Origin of the sequence: Streptococcus lactarius (assembly GCF_016642265.1) — a bacterium.
Classification (GTDB): Bacteria; Bacillota; Bacilli; order Lactobacillales; family Streptococcaceae; genus Streptococcus; species Streptococcus lactarius.
Genome location: NZ_MRXX01000007.1, coordinates 24,343 through 42,150 on the forward strand (window position 1 = coordinate 24,343; position 17,808 = coordinate 42,150).

The following is a 17,808-nucleotide window of genomic DNA, read 5'->3' on the forward strand; positions in this document are numbered from 1 at the left end:
ACTTGTTCAACAGTTCACAATTAATCATACTCTCTTTCCCTAAAATGTCAAGGTTTTTCTGAATTTTTCTTAAAAATGTTCGGAAAATGAATTTCAACTACTCCCCTAACCCTGATAGGAAGGGTTGTAACTCCCATCATCCGATCATTTAAGGCTAGAAGAACAAAAACGAGGCTGGGACAAAAGTCCTTGCCTCTTAATTGTTTTTGGATTGTCAAGCAAGACGCAGTGGTTGAGTGGGCTCTACTACGCTGATTTCATCAGCTTTTACAGCCCTACTCAACTGTGCGGAGGTGGGACGACGAAATCGAATTCTAACGAATGACCGATTTCTGTCCCACTCTCGCTTCATTTTAGGCTAGCTTATTTTTTCTTTTTCTTCAAAATATAAGCAGCGATACTTGCCAAGACAAAGGCTAAGACAAGACTAATGATAGAGATAGTCGTACCCGTATTTGGTAAGAATCCTAAGATTTTGCCTGGTTTCTTCGGCTCTGGTTGGCTTGGTTTTTTCGGTTCAGGTTGGCCTGGTTTCTTCGGTTCAGATGAACTTGGTGGAGTTGGTTGTTTTGGAGTTTCTTTTGGAACATGTTTATTGGTAATCACCACATTTCCTTTTTCATCCTCAACTTTACTTGCTTCATAACCTTTTGGAACATCGATTTCTTTAACTGTATAGTTAATGACTTGGCCGGCTTTCTTCTCATCTAAGTCTGAGAAGGTATGGGTCCATTTATTGTCTGCTGACAATTCAACCGCTTGACCAACTTTTTCATCCCCAGCATACAATTGAACCTTAATCGTTTTTGGACGGAGGCCATCTTGGTTATTGGCATCTTCCCAGTTTTTGGTAACGGTGAGGCTTGTCTTACCAGGTTTGTAGCTATTGGTGATCGTCGTTCCATCAATCTTAGTGGTGTAATTATCCACTTTGTCCTCAGTCACTGTGTAGACAACTTTTTGACCATCTTTGTAGACTGGTAGGTCTGTGAAGGTATGCGTCCATTCATTTCCTTGACCAGCAAGATCGATTGCTTGCACTTCTTTTCCATTGGCTAAGAGGTGAACCTTGATAGTTGTAGGTCGAAGACCGTCTTGGTTATCGGCATCATCCCAGACTTTTTTGACGGTAACGGTCGTTGTCTCAGGAGTGCGTTTGTTGGTGATGGTTGCTTTTCCATCAGTGAAGCTGGCTTCTTCTGTATCAACCGTATAATGAGTTGGTACTTTCACTTCTTTGACCGTATAGGTATTGAGCTTGCCATTGCTGTCTTTATCCGGAAGGTTTGTAAAGTGGGCTTTCCAGTCTGTTGCAGCAGAGACAGCGACTGGTTTTCCTTGCGCTTTTCCATTTTTGTAGAGTTGGAATTCGACACTTTCTGGGCGAAGCCCTTCTTGGTTGTCTTGGTCATCCCAAACTTTTGAAGCTTCAAGATCGATATACTTGATATCTGCTTCATTCGCGATTTCTAGAGGAAGAGCTTTTGAGCCGACAGCTTTTCCATCCACCGTGACGTGGTAGATTTGCTTGTCTGCATCATAGGCCACAACCACTGCATGTTCTGTTGCATCCAACTTGTAATTTGCAGGTGCTTGTGTTTCTTTGAGCGTATAGGTTCCTTCTGTCAAGGTACTAAATGAAAGTTCCCCGTTTTTATCAGAAGTAGCCGTCGCAACAATTGCACCATTCGCATCTGTCAAGGTGAATGTAGCACCTTGAAGGGCTTTTTTCGGATCGTCTTTATCGACTTTCTTGACTTGGAAAGCTGCTGAGAAGATTTGTGCTGTTACGGTATTTGACTCACGGTTTCCTTGGTGGCCTTTGGCCTTGTATCCAAATTGGTTATGGGCTTGAACTACACCTGAACGTCCACCGTTGTCTTCATTATCTTTGGTACGTTTTTGCATCAAGTCTTTGACGTCTTTTGTCAACTCAGTTGGGTTGACGACTGGAACACCAAAGTTTGCTTCGCTACGTGCTGGGATCGTCGTGCCTTTATTAGCCACAAACTTGATACCCGTCACTTGGCTGTAATCTGCCACAGCTGTCATCCAGATATCTCTATCTGCAGCCTGCTCCATAGTGTCACTTGTGACGCTAGGGTCTTTCGTGTAGTAGACTGTCCAGCCTTCAGGGGCAGATACAGGTCCACGGAGGCTAACCGTATATTCAGTCAAACGATTTGAACCATCCAGAGTATTGACATCATGTACTTTTGGTAGGGCATCGTAAACAATTCCGTCTTCGACTGGCTTGTCTGTATTGTTTTTAATGGTGATCTTATAGTTAAAGGTTTCACCAGGTTTGAAGGTACGAGTAACAGTAGATGCATCGGATAGATCATCATTTTTTGCGATGTATTTGCGGGCATAGATCCCTTCTGCTGCGACAATCGTATAATTTGATTGAGCATAAGGAATCTTATCGGTTGTTGATCCATTCCCGTTTAAGTCATAGACATCTTCGGTAACTCGATCAGGGTTAGCATTTTCAAGATCGTGGATCCCGTTTCCTGCTACATAAAGCTTGTTGGTAAAGGTCCCACCGTCGTCTTTCCCTTTTAATTTTGCATAGATAAATGGTAGACGAACTTGGCTATTATTTTCAAGAGAAGCTTTAATAAACTTTTTCTGATCCAAATGCATCACAATAGCCGTGCGACCAGAGTTGTGATAGTTTTCAATGACATCATAGCTCTTGAAGGAGTTCATACCTCTATCGCCAGAGGAAAGGTATCTATCAAGATCTTTAAAATCGACATCCAAAGTATTGGGATCATAAAGATCGATCACCCGAAGATCCCCATAATTCTTATCAGGATCAAGGATAACTCTTGTTGCTACCAGACCGAAACGAATTGTCTTCCCATCTGTGTATTGGACATCGTTATAATCGGTCGTTTTTGAAATTTCAAAGCTTTCCTTCATAGGGATCAGGTTGAAAGTCCAATCCGCCGACTGATCTTTGGCAACATTTGACTGTGTTTTATAGGTCACACGTCCTGTGTTCTTGTAGACATTTTTGGTCGCATCAGCTTCATCGTAACGAGTTTTTTCTGGATCCTTAAAGCTTGTATAGCTATTGAGGCGAATTCCTTGACCAGATGGAAGGACAAAATCATCCTTCATTTCCATCCGCCAGCCTACAACCGTTCCATACTTGGTCAAATCAATTTGACCGTTTCCATCTTTATCTGCTTCTGACTGAATTTCTTTCGTACTACCATCTTCCATGGTCAGGATGATTCGTTTGACAATGGTATGGATTTGCTTCCCAATACCATAGCCTCCTTCCAGCAGACGTGTATAATCGATCTTGGTAAACTTCAAGCGAGGGTCCACAGTCTCATCGTAAAAAACGAAATTCTTCTGCGGTGCAACGGTATTGTTGGCATAACTTAAGATCCATTTATAATTAGCAGACTTGTATTCCGTTGCGTCATAAACATCCCCATCCGCCCGTTTAGCAAAGCTTCCAGCACCTTCAAGGTCACGTGAAGTCAAACGGAAAATAAGGGAATCTTCCGCTGTAATATCGGGTTCTCCCGCTCCACGGTTGGCAGGAATTCCTACGATGCTACCAGTATTGGTCAAATCCTTGCTAAGAACGTCCTTGAGGGTTTGGTCTTTTTCTAAGACCAAATCAGGGAATTTCAAGTAGAGGTAACTTGTATCCTTGATTTTGGTCATAAATTCTTGGTGATAAGCTGCTGGATTGTCATTTGCATCCGCCTTGAAAGTCTTCGTAACGGTACCATCCCCATTGTCTACCCAGCCTTCAGACTTGCTTGTATCAAGAACAGCTGTACGAGTCTTCCCGCTCTTATCTGTATAGGTTGGCAACTTATCAGTGATCGTCGCTGATTCTAACTGACGGTATTGACCACCGTATTGACCACGCATTCCGTCCAATTGGAAGGCAAATGGAACAGAAGATGGTGTCTCAATATAGTTCTTTCCATCCGCACCTTTGACAATCCCTGGCATTGCTTCCGCATAGTCCTTAGACATGGCTTCGTTCAAGTTTTGGTTGATGTACTTGGTGAAACGATAGTCGTTGTACTTAGGCTTCCAAATGATATCATTGAGCGCTGTTTCTTGCCCATTGATGTTCAAGGTTCCTGTGATATCTAGCGAGTAATTCGTCGGTGGATACCCAATTGTAAACTTCCCGATAAAGGGCAAGGTCAACACTTCTGATTTTTGGTAATTTTTAAAGCGAAGGGTGACTAGATAGTCATCACCAACTTTTGTGACCGTTGGTTGATCATGCTCTGAGGCACTATTAAAGTCTGGAATACTGACTTCTCTTAGGTACTTACCTGGCACCTTCAAGTTAATAGTGACATCGTTAATGTCGGTTGTCAAATTTTTTGGGGTAATCTGGATATAGCCAGACATGGTATCCCCTGTAAAATAGGACATGCCACCTGGATGGTCTTGTTTATCCCCGTACAAGAGGGTAACATCCAAGGCTCCATTATCTCCAACTGCTAGCTGGTTGGCAAAGGCAGTTACAGCCCCTTGACCAATCTGGCCTAGCATCATAAGAATCGTTAAAATGGCAAAACCTTTTTTCAAAAAGTTTTTCCATAATAAACTGATCTTCTTCATTATTTATCTCCTTTTGTTGTTATCCGCCTACTTCATTCAGCTTTCTTATCTATTTTATCATAGGTTTTTTCTTTAAAATAATTTTTTTGAAATACAATTGTAACATGTTTGTAATATAGACACTTTTTCCATAAATGTCTATATTACAAGTTGCTATTCGACCTGATTTCCCCTCCTTGCTATTCAAGGGCAAGAAAATAAAACAGTGATAACCTGGTAAAATAAAGATGATACAAGTGACATAGAAGGACTCCTTGTAAAGGAAATAGATCGGACAACTTCCTCCTTTCAAGCTACCTTTCCAGCCTTATTTTTGGTATACTGAATACATAATGCAACCTTCAGCTGAGTTACTCAAGCACGAGCTTACATAGCCTCCTTACAAATTCCATCAAAAACGGAGGGTCCCTAAAAGGGGTGCTCTCTCAATTTTCAAAGAAAGGATTCCTAATGAAACTGATTTTTTTACATGGACTAGGGCAGGATGTCCTCTCTTGGCAAGGCGTTCAATTTGCTCTGTCACCCCTGCACTCAAAAACCTTTGATATATTCTCTCATCCAACTGAAAGCTACCAGGAGGTCAAAGAAAGGCTAATGGAGCGCCTCCAGCAGGAGAGCGAACCTTTTATTTTGGTCGGTCTCTCTCTCGGTGGCGTTCTCGCCCTTGATCTTTCTAAACAAGACTTTCCGCAGCTCAAGGGTTTGGTACTTGCAGGGACACAATACAAACTCAACACCAACCCCCTCTATCGGCTCCAAATCCTCCTTTTTCGTCTCCTTCCCAAGCATTTCTTTGAAAAACAAGATGCCGATAAGCGCCAGATGCTCCAAATCCTAACGGAACTAAAGGGACTGAATCTAACTGCTGTTGCTAAGTCTTGTTCTCTTCCTACCCTAGTCGTTTGTGGAAGTAGGGACTGGGCCAATCGGACCTCTTCTAAAAAGTTGACCAAGCTCCTGCCTAAGGGCCACTATCAAGAAATCGCAGACGGAGGCCATCTACTCAATACCGAAAAACCCTATGAACTCGCGCAAGTCATTAAGGAGTTTGTTGCTGGGTTTTAAAATGAAGAGGCTGGGACAAAAGTCCTAGCCTCTCAATTATCTTTGGATTGTCGAGCAAGACGCAGTGGTTGAGTGGGCTCTACTACGCTGATTTCATCAGCTTTTACAGCCCTACTCAACTGTGCGGAGGTGGGACGACGAAATCGAATTCTAACGAATTACCGATTTCTGTCCCACTCTCTTTTTTTAGAAATATTTGAGAATTGCTTGATAGTTATTTGAAAAGCAAGCTGTATACTAAGAGTGTAAAGAAAACAACAAGTCATTTGGACGAAGGAGAAAACCATGGAAAAAGTATTAGAAATTTCCCATTTGAGTAAAAAATTTGGTCATCAATATGCCTTAAATGATGTGAATCTCACCATTCGCAAAGGCGACGTCTATGGCCTGATCGGTAAAAATGGCGCAGGGAAAACCACCCTCATCAAGGTCATCACCCAGCTAATTCAAGAAACTGACGGAAGCGTCTCTCTCTTTTCTTCTACAAATCGTTCCCAGTGGACACAAGCCCTGAAACGAGTCGGATCCGTCATTGAGAGTCCTGTAGCTCACAAGCATATGACCGCCTATCAAAACCTGGTCTACTATTGCAAGGCTCGCCATATTCCCAACCCCGACCAGGTCATCAAAGAAACCCTGAACTATGTGGGCCTGAACAATACTGGTAATAAGAAATTCCGTGATTTTTCACTGGGGATGAAACAACGGTTGGGAATTGCCATCGCGCTCATTGCCAAACCCGACTTCCTCATTCTAGATGAACCCATCAATGGTCTCGATCCAGTCGGAATCAAGGAATTACGTCAGATGATCAAGCGCCTCAATGATGAACTCGGCATGACCATCCTCATTTCCAGTCACATCCTGTCCGAACTTTATCTGGTTGCCAACCGCTTTGGCATTGTCGACCAAGGACGCCTAATCAAAGAAATTAGCAAGGCTGAATTCGAGGAGCAAGGTGAAGACTACATCATCCTCAAGACCAGCCAGCTAGCCCTTGCGAGTCAACTGATTCAAGATCAACTCCATCACCGTATCAAGGTCATCGATAAGGATGGAGAAATCCATATCTTTGGACAGACTCACGATATTAAAGTCATTGTCAAAGCCATCGTTCAAGCGGATATTGACGTGGACGAAATCTACTATGCCCGCCAAGATCTGGAAAAATTCTTTACGGACTTGGTAGACTAGTCAACCCACCGTCTTGTATTACTTATCCCACCCATTTCATTTAGGAGATTTATCATGTTGCATACCATTCAAGCAGATTTTTATAGACTTTTTCGCTCCAAAGGCTTTTGGATTACAGAAGCCATTCTCGTTCTCAATATCCTATCTGGAGTCATCTTTGGAGCTAGCGGACACGTCGGTGTCAATACGGAATCCAAATTACCCCAAGCGACAGAAGTTTGGACGGGCTTTAAAGCCTTGACCAACTACTCCTCCAGCATCAGTGTGACGATTCTCTTTACCATTATTGTCACCACCTTGGTCCTGGGAACAGACTTAACACAAAACTTATACAAGAATAGTCTGGCCTATGGCGTTTCTCGTGCCAGCTACTACTTTGCCAAAAGTGCCGTTGTTCTGACCATTGCTCTTTTCCAATTTCTTGTTTCTTATGGTCTCGTTTTCTTGATTGCGACCCTCTACAATGGACTTGGTACCATGCCTGAACACTTCTTCGCTCATTTTGGATTGACCCTTCTGATTCAGCTACTCTCCACCTTGGCTTGGGTCAGCATTATTTCCTTCCTCCTTTACGCCAGCCAATCCATCACCTTGGCCTTCGTTGGCTACTTCGTTGGAAATATCTTCTTAAGCCTTCCTGCGCTTTTCTTTAAAGACATCGACATTCTCCACTATCTAAACTTGGAATTCCAATATTCCATGGTCCAAAGTACGACAGCAACCAACAATACCCTCTCTATCGCCCTTGGCTTCATCCTTGTTTTCGGCTTCCTAGGACTCGCTACCTTTAAACACAAAGATTTATAAGAAAAAGGCTTGACGATTGGTCAGGCCTTATATTGAAGACAAAGTAATTTTAGAAACTTTCCATAGGTGAGTACGGACGTCAGCGAACTTCAAAGAAGTTCCATGACTTAGTTTTGAGTCTCTTCTCTCTTTAATTTCTGAGCTCAGGCTAAAACAGTTCCCCGAACTGTTTTACTCTCAAAACTCCCGAGTGCCTGAAACTATTGTGTTTCAGGCACTTTTCTCACAGCGGAAAGTTTTAAATTTTCTTAAATGACTATAAATAAAAATCTTTTTTTTGAAAAGTATCTAGCTGTTTTAATGTAAAATAATATTTTGTCTACATCTGCTCAAACCTTTTTTCTTAGTGTAATGGTCAAGATAAACCAATCTGCCTCCGTCGCCAGTTGCAAGTCTCCCCCTAAGATCTCTACAAAATTTTGAATGATGTAGAGCCCCAAGCCAGAAGACTCTTCTGTATCCGACAGATTTTCAGAGTAGAATCGACTAGCCAGTTGGTCTAAGTGCTGGATCGGTTGTTGCACAATATTGCGCAGCTCGACCCGAATCTTCTCCTCATCAGAAGTCAGGATCAACCGCGCCTGATCCTTTCCATGCTTGAGAACATTGCTGAGCATATTTTGCAAGAGGCGCCCCCAAAGCTCCGGATCGGTAGCATAATGAAGGTGCTCCTCTATCTCCACTTCTAAGGCAATCCCCGCCTCAGACAAGCTATCGTAATACTGGAACAACTGCTGGGTTAGCACTTGGCTGAGATTAATGTCTGAAATCCGAGGCTGGATGGCTCCCTCCATCAAGCGTCTGTACTCCAAGAGAGATTCCAAGCGTTTTGAGACAACTTGAAGATTGGAAGCAATTTTCTTCAGTTTTTCCTCTTCTTGCGTCCCGCTCTTGATAATTTGTTGGGTATACCCCGACGCAATGGTCAAAGGCGTCCGAATATCGTGAGCAATATTACTGATGGCCATATCTAAAGTTTTCTTCTCTTGAAAGGCAATCCGATTGGTCCGTTCGATCTGTTCAAAGAGATCACTGATCTGCTTGGTCAAGGCGACCAATTCTTTTTTTGAGACCTGAGATGTCAACCGTACCCCACTCCCATTTTGGAGCTTCTTTTGGATTTGCTCCTGCAAATCCTCTAAGGAAGAAAGTAAGCGAACATAGCCCAGTCCCAAGAGAAGGACAAGGACGACTAGAACTAGAACCAATCCCCACATTACTGGTCTCCTTTCAAGCGAACTCCCAAGCCCCAGACGGTTTCAATATAGTCCTCATCTGGATCGAGCTGAGCAATTTTCTTTCGGAGGTTGCTCAACTGGGCATTGAGCGTATTATCTCCAGGCAGATAGACTTCTTCCCAGACCGCTTCATACAATTCTTCCTTAGTAAAAATCTTCTTTGGATGCGCCAGTAAGGTCTCAAAAATTTGAAATTCTTTTTTGCCCAAGCGAAGCGTTTTTGCTCCAGACTCCAGTTCAAAGCTTTCTGGATTCAGGACTAGATTTTTAAAGGAAAGCTTTTGCGACGCTTGAGCTTCCTGTGCTGGAGAGACGTGATTTCGCAGCTGCACCGTCACCCGAGCTGCCACTTCGTCCAGATTAAAGGGCTTGACGATATAATCATTGGCACCTGCAAGGAGATACTGGCTAATGAGGTGTTTGTCTCCAAGAGCGGTCATCATGATGACCGGCACTTGACTCTGCAAACGGATCTCCTCCAGGACCTGATCGCCATTTTTCCCAGGAAGCATGATATCGAGAAGAACCAAATCAATGACTTCTTGCTGGAAGAGCCGCAACCCTTCTGTACCTGAAAAAGCCTGAAGCACCTCATGGTCTTCACTTAAGAGACTATACAAAATTTCTTGGATATCATTATTATCCTCGATTAATAAAACTCGTGCCACTTGCCTCACTCCTTTTTCCTTTGAATTCCAAATCATTTCTATTCCTCTAGCCTATCAAATAAAGGGACCTTCGTCAATGAAAATCTGATAAAATCCTATAGTACCCCTACAATTCTGCATGTTCGGTCACCACAAGATGAACTTGACTATCCTTTCTTTCAAAGGGTATAATAGGACCAATGACAAAATAGGGAGACCAGTTTATGAAAAATAATGCTAAAACTAAAATCAGCCTTGTATCCATCCTCGTCATCCTGGGCGTTGCTGCAAGAATGATGCGAGTCATCCACCGCCAGCAAATCAGGGAGCAAAACAGACAAACCATTCAAACGACTAAAAAGGTTGCAGAGTTTCAGAAAACACTAGACGAGGAAGAAACGAAGAAACGGAACGAAACCTTCAACAAGATTTATAATGAATCCCTTGTTCAGAATAAGTTTGAGCAGTGGCAAAAAGTCGATGAACTTCATGGTTTGGGACAAAGAACTGGGCAATTTTATATCTATAACTTTGAAAAAAAAGAAGAGATTCTCTTAGAGAATACTGATCAAGCATTTGTTCTACCTATTCGAGATAAGAGTGATAACGTCACATTTCAGGCTATCTTCGCCCACAAGGACGGTCAGTGGCAAATCATGAAACCAGACGGAAGTTCGCAGTTGCAACTAGGAGAAGCTAGCATTACCGCTGAATCTAAGTTTGTCATCGAAAACAATGTCTTAGATTACGACCAGTAAATCAGTAAGTACTTGCCTTAACTACAGACAAAAAGCTTAGGACCCCAACTTGTGGTTGGAATTCTAAGCTTTTTAGTTTGCTGCCAGAGAGTCATCCAGAAGATGGTTTAGCTCTAGAGGAGACTTTCATTTAACAGAAGCTCCATTGGTCGCAATGACTTCTTTGTACCAATAGAAGGATTTCTTGCGCGAACGAGCTAAGGTTCCCTTGCCTTCGTTGTCCCGATCGACATAGATGAAGCCGTAGCGCTTCTTCATTTCTCCAGTCCCGGCAGAGACCAGGTCAATACAGCCCCAAGTCGTATAGCCCCAGAGGACAACACCATCTTCGTTAATGGCATCTCGCATGGCCTTGACATGGGCAGCCAGGTAGTCAATCCGGTAATCATCCTCGATTTTCCCCGCTTCATTTGGCGTATCGACTGCTCCAAGCCCATTTTCCACGATAAACATTGGCTTTTGATACCGATCCCAGATGGTATTGAGGGTAATGCGGAGACCAAGAGGGTCAATCTGCCAACCCCATTCTGAACTTTCTAGGTAGGGATTCTTCAGAGAAGCAAAGATATTGCCCGCTGTTTTCTCCCTTTCAGCTGGATCACCCGAAGCGACCCGACTAGCATAGTAGGAGAAGGAAATAAAGTCTACCGTATGCTCTTTCAATAATTGAAGGTCCTGCTCGGTCATCTCAACCGTAATCCCCTGACGCTCCCACTCTTTCTTAGCATAGTTTGGGTATTCCCCACGCGCCTGCACATCGATGAAGAAATAGTTCTTGCGGTCTTCTTCTAGACCAGCCCAGACATCTCGCGGAGCACAGGTATGGGGATAGTTTTGCCCTGCTGCCAGCATACAGCCAACCTTGTTGTTCGGATCAATCTCATGGGACAGCTTAGTGGCAATGGCTGAAGCGACCAACTCATGGTGAGCCGCCTGGTATTTGACTTGTTCCTCATTCTCCCCTTCTTCAAAGCAGAGACCCGCTCCCATAAAAGGTGCGTGGAGGATCATATTGATCTCATTAAAGGTCAGCCAGTAGTTGACCAAGCCTTTGTAACGAGTGAAGAGCGTTCGGCAGAGACGTTCGTAGTATTCTAACATCTTACGACTACGCCAACCTCCATACTCGGTGATCAAATGCATGGGACAGTCAAAGTGGGTAATGGTCACCAAAGGCTCAATGCCATACTTGTGACATTCCTTAAAGAGGTCTTCATAGAACTGGAGACCTGCTTCGTTTGGCTCCAGTTCATCCCCTTGTGGGAAGATCCGAGACCAGGCAATGGACAAACGATAGGTTTTAAAGCCCATTTCTCCAAAAAGGGCAATGTCTTCCTTGTAGCGATGGTACATATCAATGCCATCTTTAGCTGGGTAAAAATAGCCCTCTTCAAAATCGAACATCTTTTTCTGACCCGTGATAATCGCGTGACGATCAGGTCCAATTGGTACCACATCCACATTGGCCAAGCCACGGCCATCCTCATTATAAGCTCCCTCACACTGGTTAGCAGCCGTCGCTCCACCCCAAAGGAAACCATCTGGAAATTGAAGTTTGTATGTCATCTCTCTACCTCACTTGATTTGATAGGTCTATTATATCCCTCTTTAACCCGAAAGTCTTACAAGATCCTAGGAAAAACTGATACTATTCTAAGAAAACTCCTATACATGCGCAACAGAAAAAGACCGGATTGCTCCGGTCTTTCAATAGTTCATATTCGCACATTCTGTTTTAAGAATCATTATGGTTAACTTCAAATGACTATGCGCCATTATTTCATTCTATAAAAATCAATCACTAAACCAGCAGGGCCTTTAACTAGCAGGGATTCTGTTCCCCAATCCGTCACAGCTGGCCCATGTAAAATCTCAATCCCTAATTCTTTCAAACGCTTTTGATTCTGTTCCAAATCTTCAACTTCAATGTGTAGGATGATTCCTGACTGAAAATTTTCCAGAGGTATCAAATGGCTTTGTGAGAACATAAGACAATGACTGCCAATCGTGAACTGAGCAAAACTATCATCAGCATAATCTGCCTTTTTATCCAAGATATGCTCCAGTTCAGCACAGACTTGGGGAACATTTGAAACAATAATATCCAATTGATTTAAATTCATTTACTATCCTCCAGAAAAAGACCGGATAACTCCGGTCTTTTTAAGTTCCACGAGAGAAATTATTTGATTGCGCGTGATTGCAAACCTTCTTCTTCCAAGAAGAGGCGGAATGGTACGAGTTCTTCTGCTTCGTATTTTTCCTTGAAGGCTTTGATAGCTTCTTCTGAGTGTTGTTTTGGATCCAACTCAAGTACTTCTACTGGAAGTGGACGGTGTTGAGTGATGCGGGCATCGATCACAACTGTCTTACCTTCTTTGTTGAGTTTCACAGCTTCTGCAACAACAGCATCGATATCTTCGATACGGTCAACTGTAAATCCAACAGCTCCTTGCGCTTCAGCGATTTTCGCATAGTCAGCATTTGTGAAGTCACAACCAAACAAGTGTTTGTTTGTATCTTCGTATTTGTCCTTGATAAAGGCATATTTACCATTTGAGAAGACAACGTTGATAACTGGAAGGTCGTATTGAACGTTTGTGATCACGTCTGGGTAGCACATGTTGAATGCACCGTCACCCATGATGTTCCATACTTGGCGATCTGGATTGTCTTTCTTAGCAGCGATACCACCAGGAAGGGCAATACCCATTGTCGCAAAGAGTGGAGATGTCCGCCACATGTTCTTAGGTGTCATGTGAAGGTGACGAGTAGATGTTTGAGTAGTGTCACCGACGTCGATTGAGTAGATAGCGTCTTGATCAGCGTATTTGTTGATAGCGTTGTAAACTTGATACAATTGCAATTCACCCTCAGTTTTACCTTCGAGTTTGTTCATGTAATCACGCCAGTTTTGGTTGTTCTTCACGTTAGCACGCCACCATGGAGTAGATTCAACTGGATTCACTTTGTCAAGGATTGCTTTAGCTGCTTGACCTGCGTCACCAAGGATTGAAGCGTCAAGGGCGTGACGTTTACCAAGTTTGTAAGGGTCGATATCCACTTGGATGAATTTTTCAGTGTTCTTGAAGGCTTCGTAAACTTCAGCAAATGGGAAGTTTGAACCAAGGAAAAGAACTGTGTCTGCTTCAAAGACCACTTCGTTGGCTGGCTTCCAACCAACACGGTAAGCAGAACCTGTCAAACCTTCGTAGTTCCATTCGAACGCTTCAAAGTTTTTACCAGTTGTGATGATTGGTGCTTTGATTTTACGTGACAATTCAGTGATGACATCACCAGCACCAACTCCACCGAAACCAGCATAGATCACTGGGCGTTCAGCATTGTTCAAGATTTCAACCGCTTTGTCAATTTCAGTTTCATTCAAAGCAGGAGCGATAAATGAACGTTCATATGAACCTGATCCGTAGTATGAGTTTTCGTCGATTTCTTGGAAACCAAAGTTTACTGGAATTTCAACAACCGCTGGACCTTTTTTAGAAACAGCAGCACGGCAAGCTTCGTCAATGACTTTTGGCAATTGTTCTGCGTAAGCTACACGTTTGTTGTATACAGCGATACCGTTGTACATTGGGTTTTGGTTCAATTCTTGGAAGGCATCCAAGTTCAATTCATTCACTGGACGTGATCCAAGAATGGCAAGAAATGGAGTGTTATCCATCGCTGCGTCATAAACACCATTGATCAAGTGAGTCGCACCAGGTCCACCTGAACCAACTGCAACCCCGATAGAGCCACCAAATTTAGCTTGCATAACCGCTGCAAGTGCACCAGTTTCTTCATGGCGAACTTGCAAGAAACGGATATCTTTGTCTTCAGCCAAAGCGTCCATCAATGAGCTAAGTGTTCCTGATGGGATACCGTAGATAGTGTCTACGCCCCATGTTTTCAATACGTTCAACATTGCTGCAGATGCAGTAATTTTCCCTTGAGTCATTCTAACTCTCCTTTATTTCTAATTTGATCCTGAAAAATGAAGCACAGCGCTTCTACTTCATCTTTGCGATCAAAGCTCGTCTTGAAAATGAATTTATTCTGACTATTCTCATGAAAACGATTTACAAAACGATTACAGTACTAATTTATCACAAAGAGATTCACATGTATAAGGATCTGCTCAGAGATGCTCAATCCCTATTACATAACAGATGCTGAATTTGAGAATTTTTCACAAACTATCTTATAATAGGATATTTTATTATAAAATCCATGCACCCGTTTTCCCTTGTGGTTGTAGGAAAAGACAAAAAAGTGGTACAGAATCTTAAATGAATTCTGTACCATTTTTTTATTGAGTCTAATCAATTTTCGCAACATTGAGAAGCAGCGAGCTAGTCAAAACAGACAAAGAACTAAGGGCCATGGCAAGACCTGCTAGTTCTGGATTGAGGGTCAATCCCAGTCCTACAAAGACCCCGGCAGCAATTGGAAGCCCAAGGATATTGTAGATAGAGGCCCAGAAGAGATTGAGTAAGATCCTGTGGAAGGTCTTTTGACTCATGTCAAAGGCGCGCACAACGCCAAGCAAATCATTTTGCGTGAGCACGATGCCACCGGACTCGATCGCAATATCCGTTCCAGATCCCATAGCGATCCCCACATCTGCGATCGAAAGAGCAGGAGCATCATTGATCCCATCTCCAACAAAGGCTACCTTACTGCTTTCTTGCAGTTTTTGGATGGCGCTAGCTTTTTCTTGAGGAAGGACATCAGCAATGACGGTGTCAATTCCCACTTGCTTAGCAATAGCTTGGGCCACCCGTTCATTATCCCCCGTTAACATAACCGTTTTCAAGCCCCGTTCTTTGAGCTTTTTGATCGCTTCTTTTGAGCTGGCCTTCGGAGCATCTTGAATGGCAATCAAGCCAATAACTTGCCCATCCACAGACAAACTGATAACAGTTTTGGCCTGCTCTTGCAACTCTACCATCCGTTTTTCAAGCTCCGGATCCATCGCTGTCCCGTCATGAAGTTTGCCATTTCCCAAGGTCACCAACTGCTGGTCGATCTGACCTTGGACCCCTTTTCCTTCAATCGCTTGGAAGTTTTCCACAGGGGATAACACCAAACCTTTTTCTTCTGCTTGGGATAACACCGCTTGGGCTAGTGGATGTTCTGAAAAAGTTTCAAGACTAGCAGCCAGTGTCAAGACACGCGCTTCATCTCCTACAACATCGGTTACAAGTGGTTGGCCAATGGTAATAGTCCCTGTCTTATCAAACACAACGGTTTGAATCTTTTGCACTTCTTGAAGAACTGTTCCATTTTTAATCAGAACCCCCATCTTGGCACTACGGCCGGTTCCGACCATCAGGGCTGTTGGGGTTGCTAAACCAAGGGCACAAGGACAGGCAATAATGAGGACAGAAACTGCATAGAGCATGGCCTCTTGAAGCGACGCGCCCAGAAGCACGGACCAAACCCAGAAAGTCACAATGGCCAAAATCGTCACCACTGGAACAAAGATACCTGAAATCTTATCCGTCAAATCTTGAATAGGAGCACGACTGGATTGGGCCATTTTGACAAAGTCCACAATTTGAGATAAGAGGGTCTCACTACCGACTTTTTCAGCCTTAAAGAGAATGGTCCCATTGCTGTTGATAGTGGAGCCAATCACTGCATCACCAACTGATTTTTCCACAGGTAAGCTTTCACCTGTCACCATCGACTCATCAATGGTCGTACTTCCTTCTACAATCGTCCCATCAACTGCGATCTTTTCCCCAGGACGGACCCGAATCAAGTCACCAATTTGGATATCTTCCGCCGCCACCTCGACATAGTTCCCATCACGGAGAACTTGAGCCGTTTTTGCCTGCAAATCCAACAACTTTTCCACAGCCTCGGAGGCATTGTTACGCATCCGTTCTTCAAAGATTTGCCCTAAGAGGATAAAGAAGATGATAAAACCCGCAGCCTCAAAGTATACTGGCTGACCAGTAAAAAGTGCAAATACACTATAGACATAGGCTACCAGGGTTCCAAGAGCTACCAAGGTATCCATATTGGAATGGTGCTTCTTAAATGAGGCCCAGGCACTCTTGATAAAAGGTACTCCTGCTACCAACATGATCGGCGTTGTCGCTAGAAAGTTTCCCCAGCGATTGACTGGATGAGATACAAGTCCTGCCCACATCCCGATCATCAAGATCAATAAAGGAAGGGTAAAGATACTAGTAATCCAAAAGCGATCCCGTAAACTTAAGACACGACGGCGTTTTTCCACAACCGTGTAGGAACCCTTTTGCATCTTCATTCCACAAGAAAACTCAAAGTCCCCTGTTTCTGTCGGGGTAAAGGATATCACCTTATCCACACCGACTTCCAAAGGCTCTAAAATCCCCTGATCTTCAAACAAAATTTCCTTGTAACAGCCGGAAGGATTGACCCGATGAAAGGTGATTTCAGCAGGGATCCCTTTTTGAAGTTGAAATTCTTTGGGACTATAGCCCTTTTCTGCTGTAATACGGATCTTTTGCACTCCGTTTTCCACAACTGCTTTTTGTTTTTCTACCATACCTACTCCTTTATTCCACAATCATTTGACCATGCATCATGTTCATTCCACATGAAAACCCATATTCGCCCGCTTTTTCTGGCGTAATTTCAATGACATGTTTTTCACCTAAAGGCAAATCTTCATGAACGCCAAAATCTGGAAAGATCACTTGAGCCAGACATGAAGATGGATCCTTGCGATGAAAGATGATCCGGGCTGGAACATTCTTTTTCAGGACAATGGTTTCAGGCGAATAGCCCCCCATGACTTCGACTTCAATTTCTTGATAACCTGATTTCTGACGAGCTTGGCCGCTTACCTTTTCATGCTCTGCAAAGAACCACCAAGCAATAAAAGCAACCCCAAGTAAACAAACAATACTAATTAACAATCCAAACATTGAAATTCCTTCTTTCTATTACATACAATTGCAAGGGACTGTTTCGACAGCCTCTGCTTTCTTTTCTTCCAGGACCTGCTGCAGCTGATTAAGATCTGCAAGCGTAAAGTCACTCTCCTGAATCAAGTTTTCAAGCACCTGGACAATTCTTTTTGAGCAAACCTTGTCTTTCACCTCCTCAACCACCAAGTCTAAACTCTGGTCCTGCTTCAACAAAGCCGAGTAGACAAAGGCTTTGCCAGATTTTTCTCTGGTCAGACAGCCCTTTTCAACCAAGCGCGTCAAGAGGGTCTTGATGGTCGACTTCGACCAGTCAAAGCGCTCGGACAAGACGGCAATCAAATCCGTGCTGGTCTGCTTGCCTTCCATCCAGATAATCTTCATGATGCGCCATTCTGCATTGGAAATTTGCATGACCTCTCCTTTCTAAATCTACATTTGTAAACCTTATGATGTTATTTTACACCTAAGATTTACATTTGTCAACAAAAAGTTTTAAAAAAAAAACAGAGAGTGGGACAGAAATCGGTCATTCGTTAGAATTCGATTTCGTCGTCCCACC

The 17,808-nt window shown here is 43.3% G+C and carries 13 protein-coding genes; 4 read left to right on the forward strand and 9 right to left on the reverse strand.

From position 1 onward, the window contains the following. Positions 1-363: 363 nt before the first annotated feature. Entirely contained in the window at positions 364-4,614 is a 4,251-nt protein-coding gene (locus BTU61_RS05620) for a Cna B-type domain-containing protein (protein ID WP_200772707.1), read from the reverse strand. A 450-nt stretch (positions 4,615-5,064) separates the two neighbouring features. Between BTU61_RS05620 and BTU61_RS05625 the strand changes: the two genes are divergently transcribed. The 3 genes from BTU61_RS05625 to BTU61_RS05635 all read left to right on the forward strand — a co-directional run bounded on the left by BTU61_RS05625 (position 5,065) and on the right by BTU61_RS05635 (position 7,680). Then, positions 5,065-5,679, forward strand: a complete 615-nt coding sequence (locus BTU61_RS05625; protein ID WP_200772708.1) for an alpha/beta fold hydrolase — start codon at positions 5,065-5,067, stop codon at positions 5,677-5,679. A 285-nt stretch (positions 5,680-5,964) separates the two neighbouring features. After that, complete coding sequence (locus tag BTU61_RS05630) at positions 5,965-6,873, forward strand: ABC transporter ATP-binding protein (RefSeq protein ID WP_200772709.1); 909 nt, start codon at positions 5,965-5,967, stop codon at positions 6,871-6,873. Positions 6,874-6,927: 54 nt separating this feature from the next. Further along, on the forward strand, positions 6,928-7,680 hold the full coding sequence (locus BTU61_RS05635; RefSeq protein WP_200772710.1) for an ABC transporter permease: 753 nt from the start codon (positions 6,928-6,930) through the stop codon (positions 7,678-7,680). Between the two features lie 329 nt (positions 7,681-8,009). Here the strand turns inward: BTU61_RS05635 and BTU61_RS05640 are convergent, their stop codons facing one another. Together BTU61_RS05640 and BTU61_RS05645 are read right to left on the reverse strand one after the other, a co-directional pair. Beyond that, positions 8,010-8,897: a sensor histidine kinase gene (locus BTU61_RS05640; RefSeq protein WP_200772711.1), complete on the reverse strand. Its 888-nt coding sequence runs from the start codon at positions 8,895-8,897 to the stop codon at positions 8,010-8,012. Continuing rightward, positions 8,897-9,586 carry a response regulator transcription factor gene (locus tag BTU61_RS05645; protein ID WP_200772712.1) on the reverse strand — a complete coding sequence of 230 codons (690 nt, stop codon included), beginning with the start codon at positions 9,584-9,586 and terminating at the stop codon, positions 8,897-8,899. The genes BTU61_RS05640 and BTU61_RS05645 overlap by 1 nt, the downstream gene beginning before the upstream one ends. A 203-nt stretch (positions 9,587-9,789) precedes the next feature. On the opposite strand from BTU61_RS05645, the gene BTU61_RS05650 reads away from it, so the two are divergent. Beyond that, positions 9,790-10,323, forward strand: coding sequence for a hypothetical protein (locus BTU61_RS05650; RefSeq protein ID WP_200772713.1), 534 nt, complete (start codon positions 9,790-9,792; stop codon positions 10,321-10,323). Positions 10,324-10,449: 126 nt separating this feature from the next. On the opposite strand, the gene BTU61_RS05655 is transcribed toward BTU61_RS05650, so the two are convergent. From BTU61_RS05655 to BTU61_RS05680, 6 genes are all read right to left on the reverse strand, one after another. Continuing rightward, on the reverse strand, positions 10,450-11,889 hold the full coding sequence (locus BTU61_RS05655; protein ID WP_200772714.1) for a 6-phospho-beta-glucosidase: 1,440 nt from the start codon (positions 11,887-11,889) through the stop codon (positions 10,450-10,452). Between the two features lie 209 nt (positions 11,890-12,098). Continuing rightward, complete coding sequence (locus BTU61_RS05660; protein ID WP_200772715.1) at positions 12,099-12,446, reverse strand: VOC family protein; 348 nt, start codon at positions 12,444-12,446, stop codon at positions 12,099-12,101. Between the two features lie 59 nt (positions 12,447-12,505). Further along, positions 12,506-14,281, reverse strand: a complete 1,776-nt coding sequence (gene spxB, locus BTU61_RS05665) for a pyruvate oxidase (protein WP_200772716.1) — start codon at positions 14,279-14,281, stop codon at positions 12,506-12,508. Positions 14,282-14,641: 360 nt separating this feature from the next. Further along, the gene (locus BTU61_RS05670; RefSeq protein WP_234700096.1) at positions 14,642-16,864 is read right to left on the reverse strand and encodes a heavy metal translocating P-type ATPase; all 2,223 of its coding nucleotides are present in this window, start codon (positions 16,862-16,864) and stop codon (positions 14,642-14,644) included. A 10-nt stretch (positions 16,865-16,874) separates the two neighbouring features. Further along, positions 16,875-17,246: a cupredoxin domain-containing protein gene (locus tag BTU61_RS05675; RefSeq protein WP_187538784.1), complete on the reverse strand. Its 372-nt coding sequence runs from the start codon at positions 17,244-17,246 to the stop codon at positions 16,875-16,877. Positions 17,247-17,264: 18 nt separating this feature from the next. After that, positions 17,265-17,660 (reverse strand): CopY/TcrY family copper transport repressor, encoded by a 396-nt coding sequence (locus BTU61_RS05680; protein ID WP_073949806.1) that lies wholly within the window; start codon positions 17,658-17,660, stop codon positions 17,265-17,267. Between the last annotated feature and the right edge of the window lie 148 nt (positions 17,661-17,808).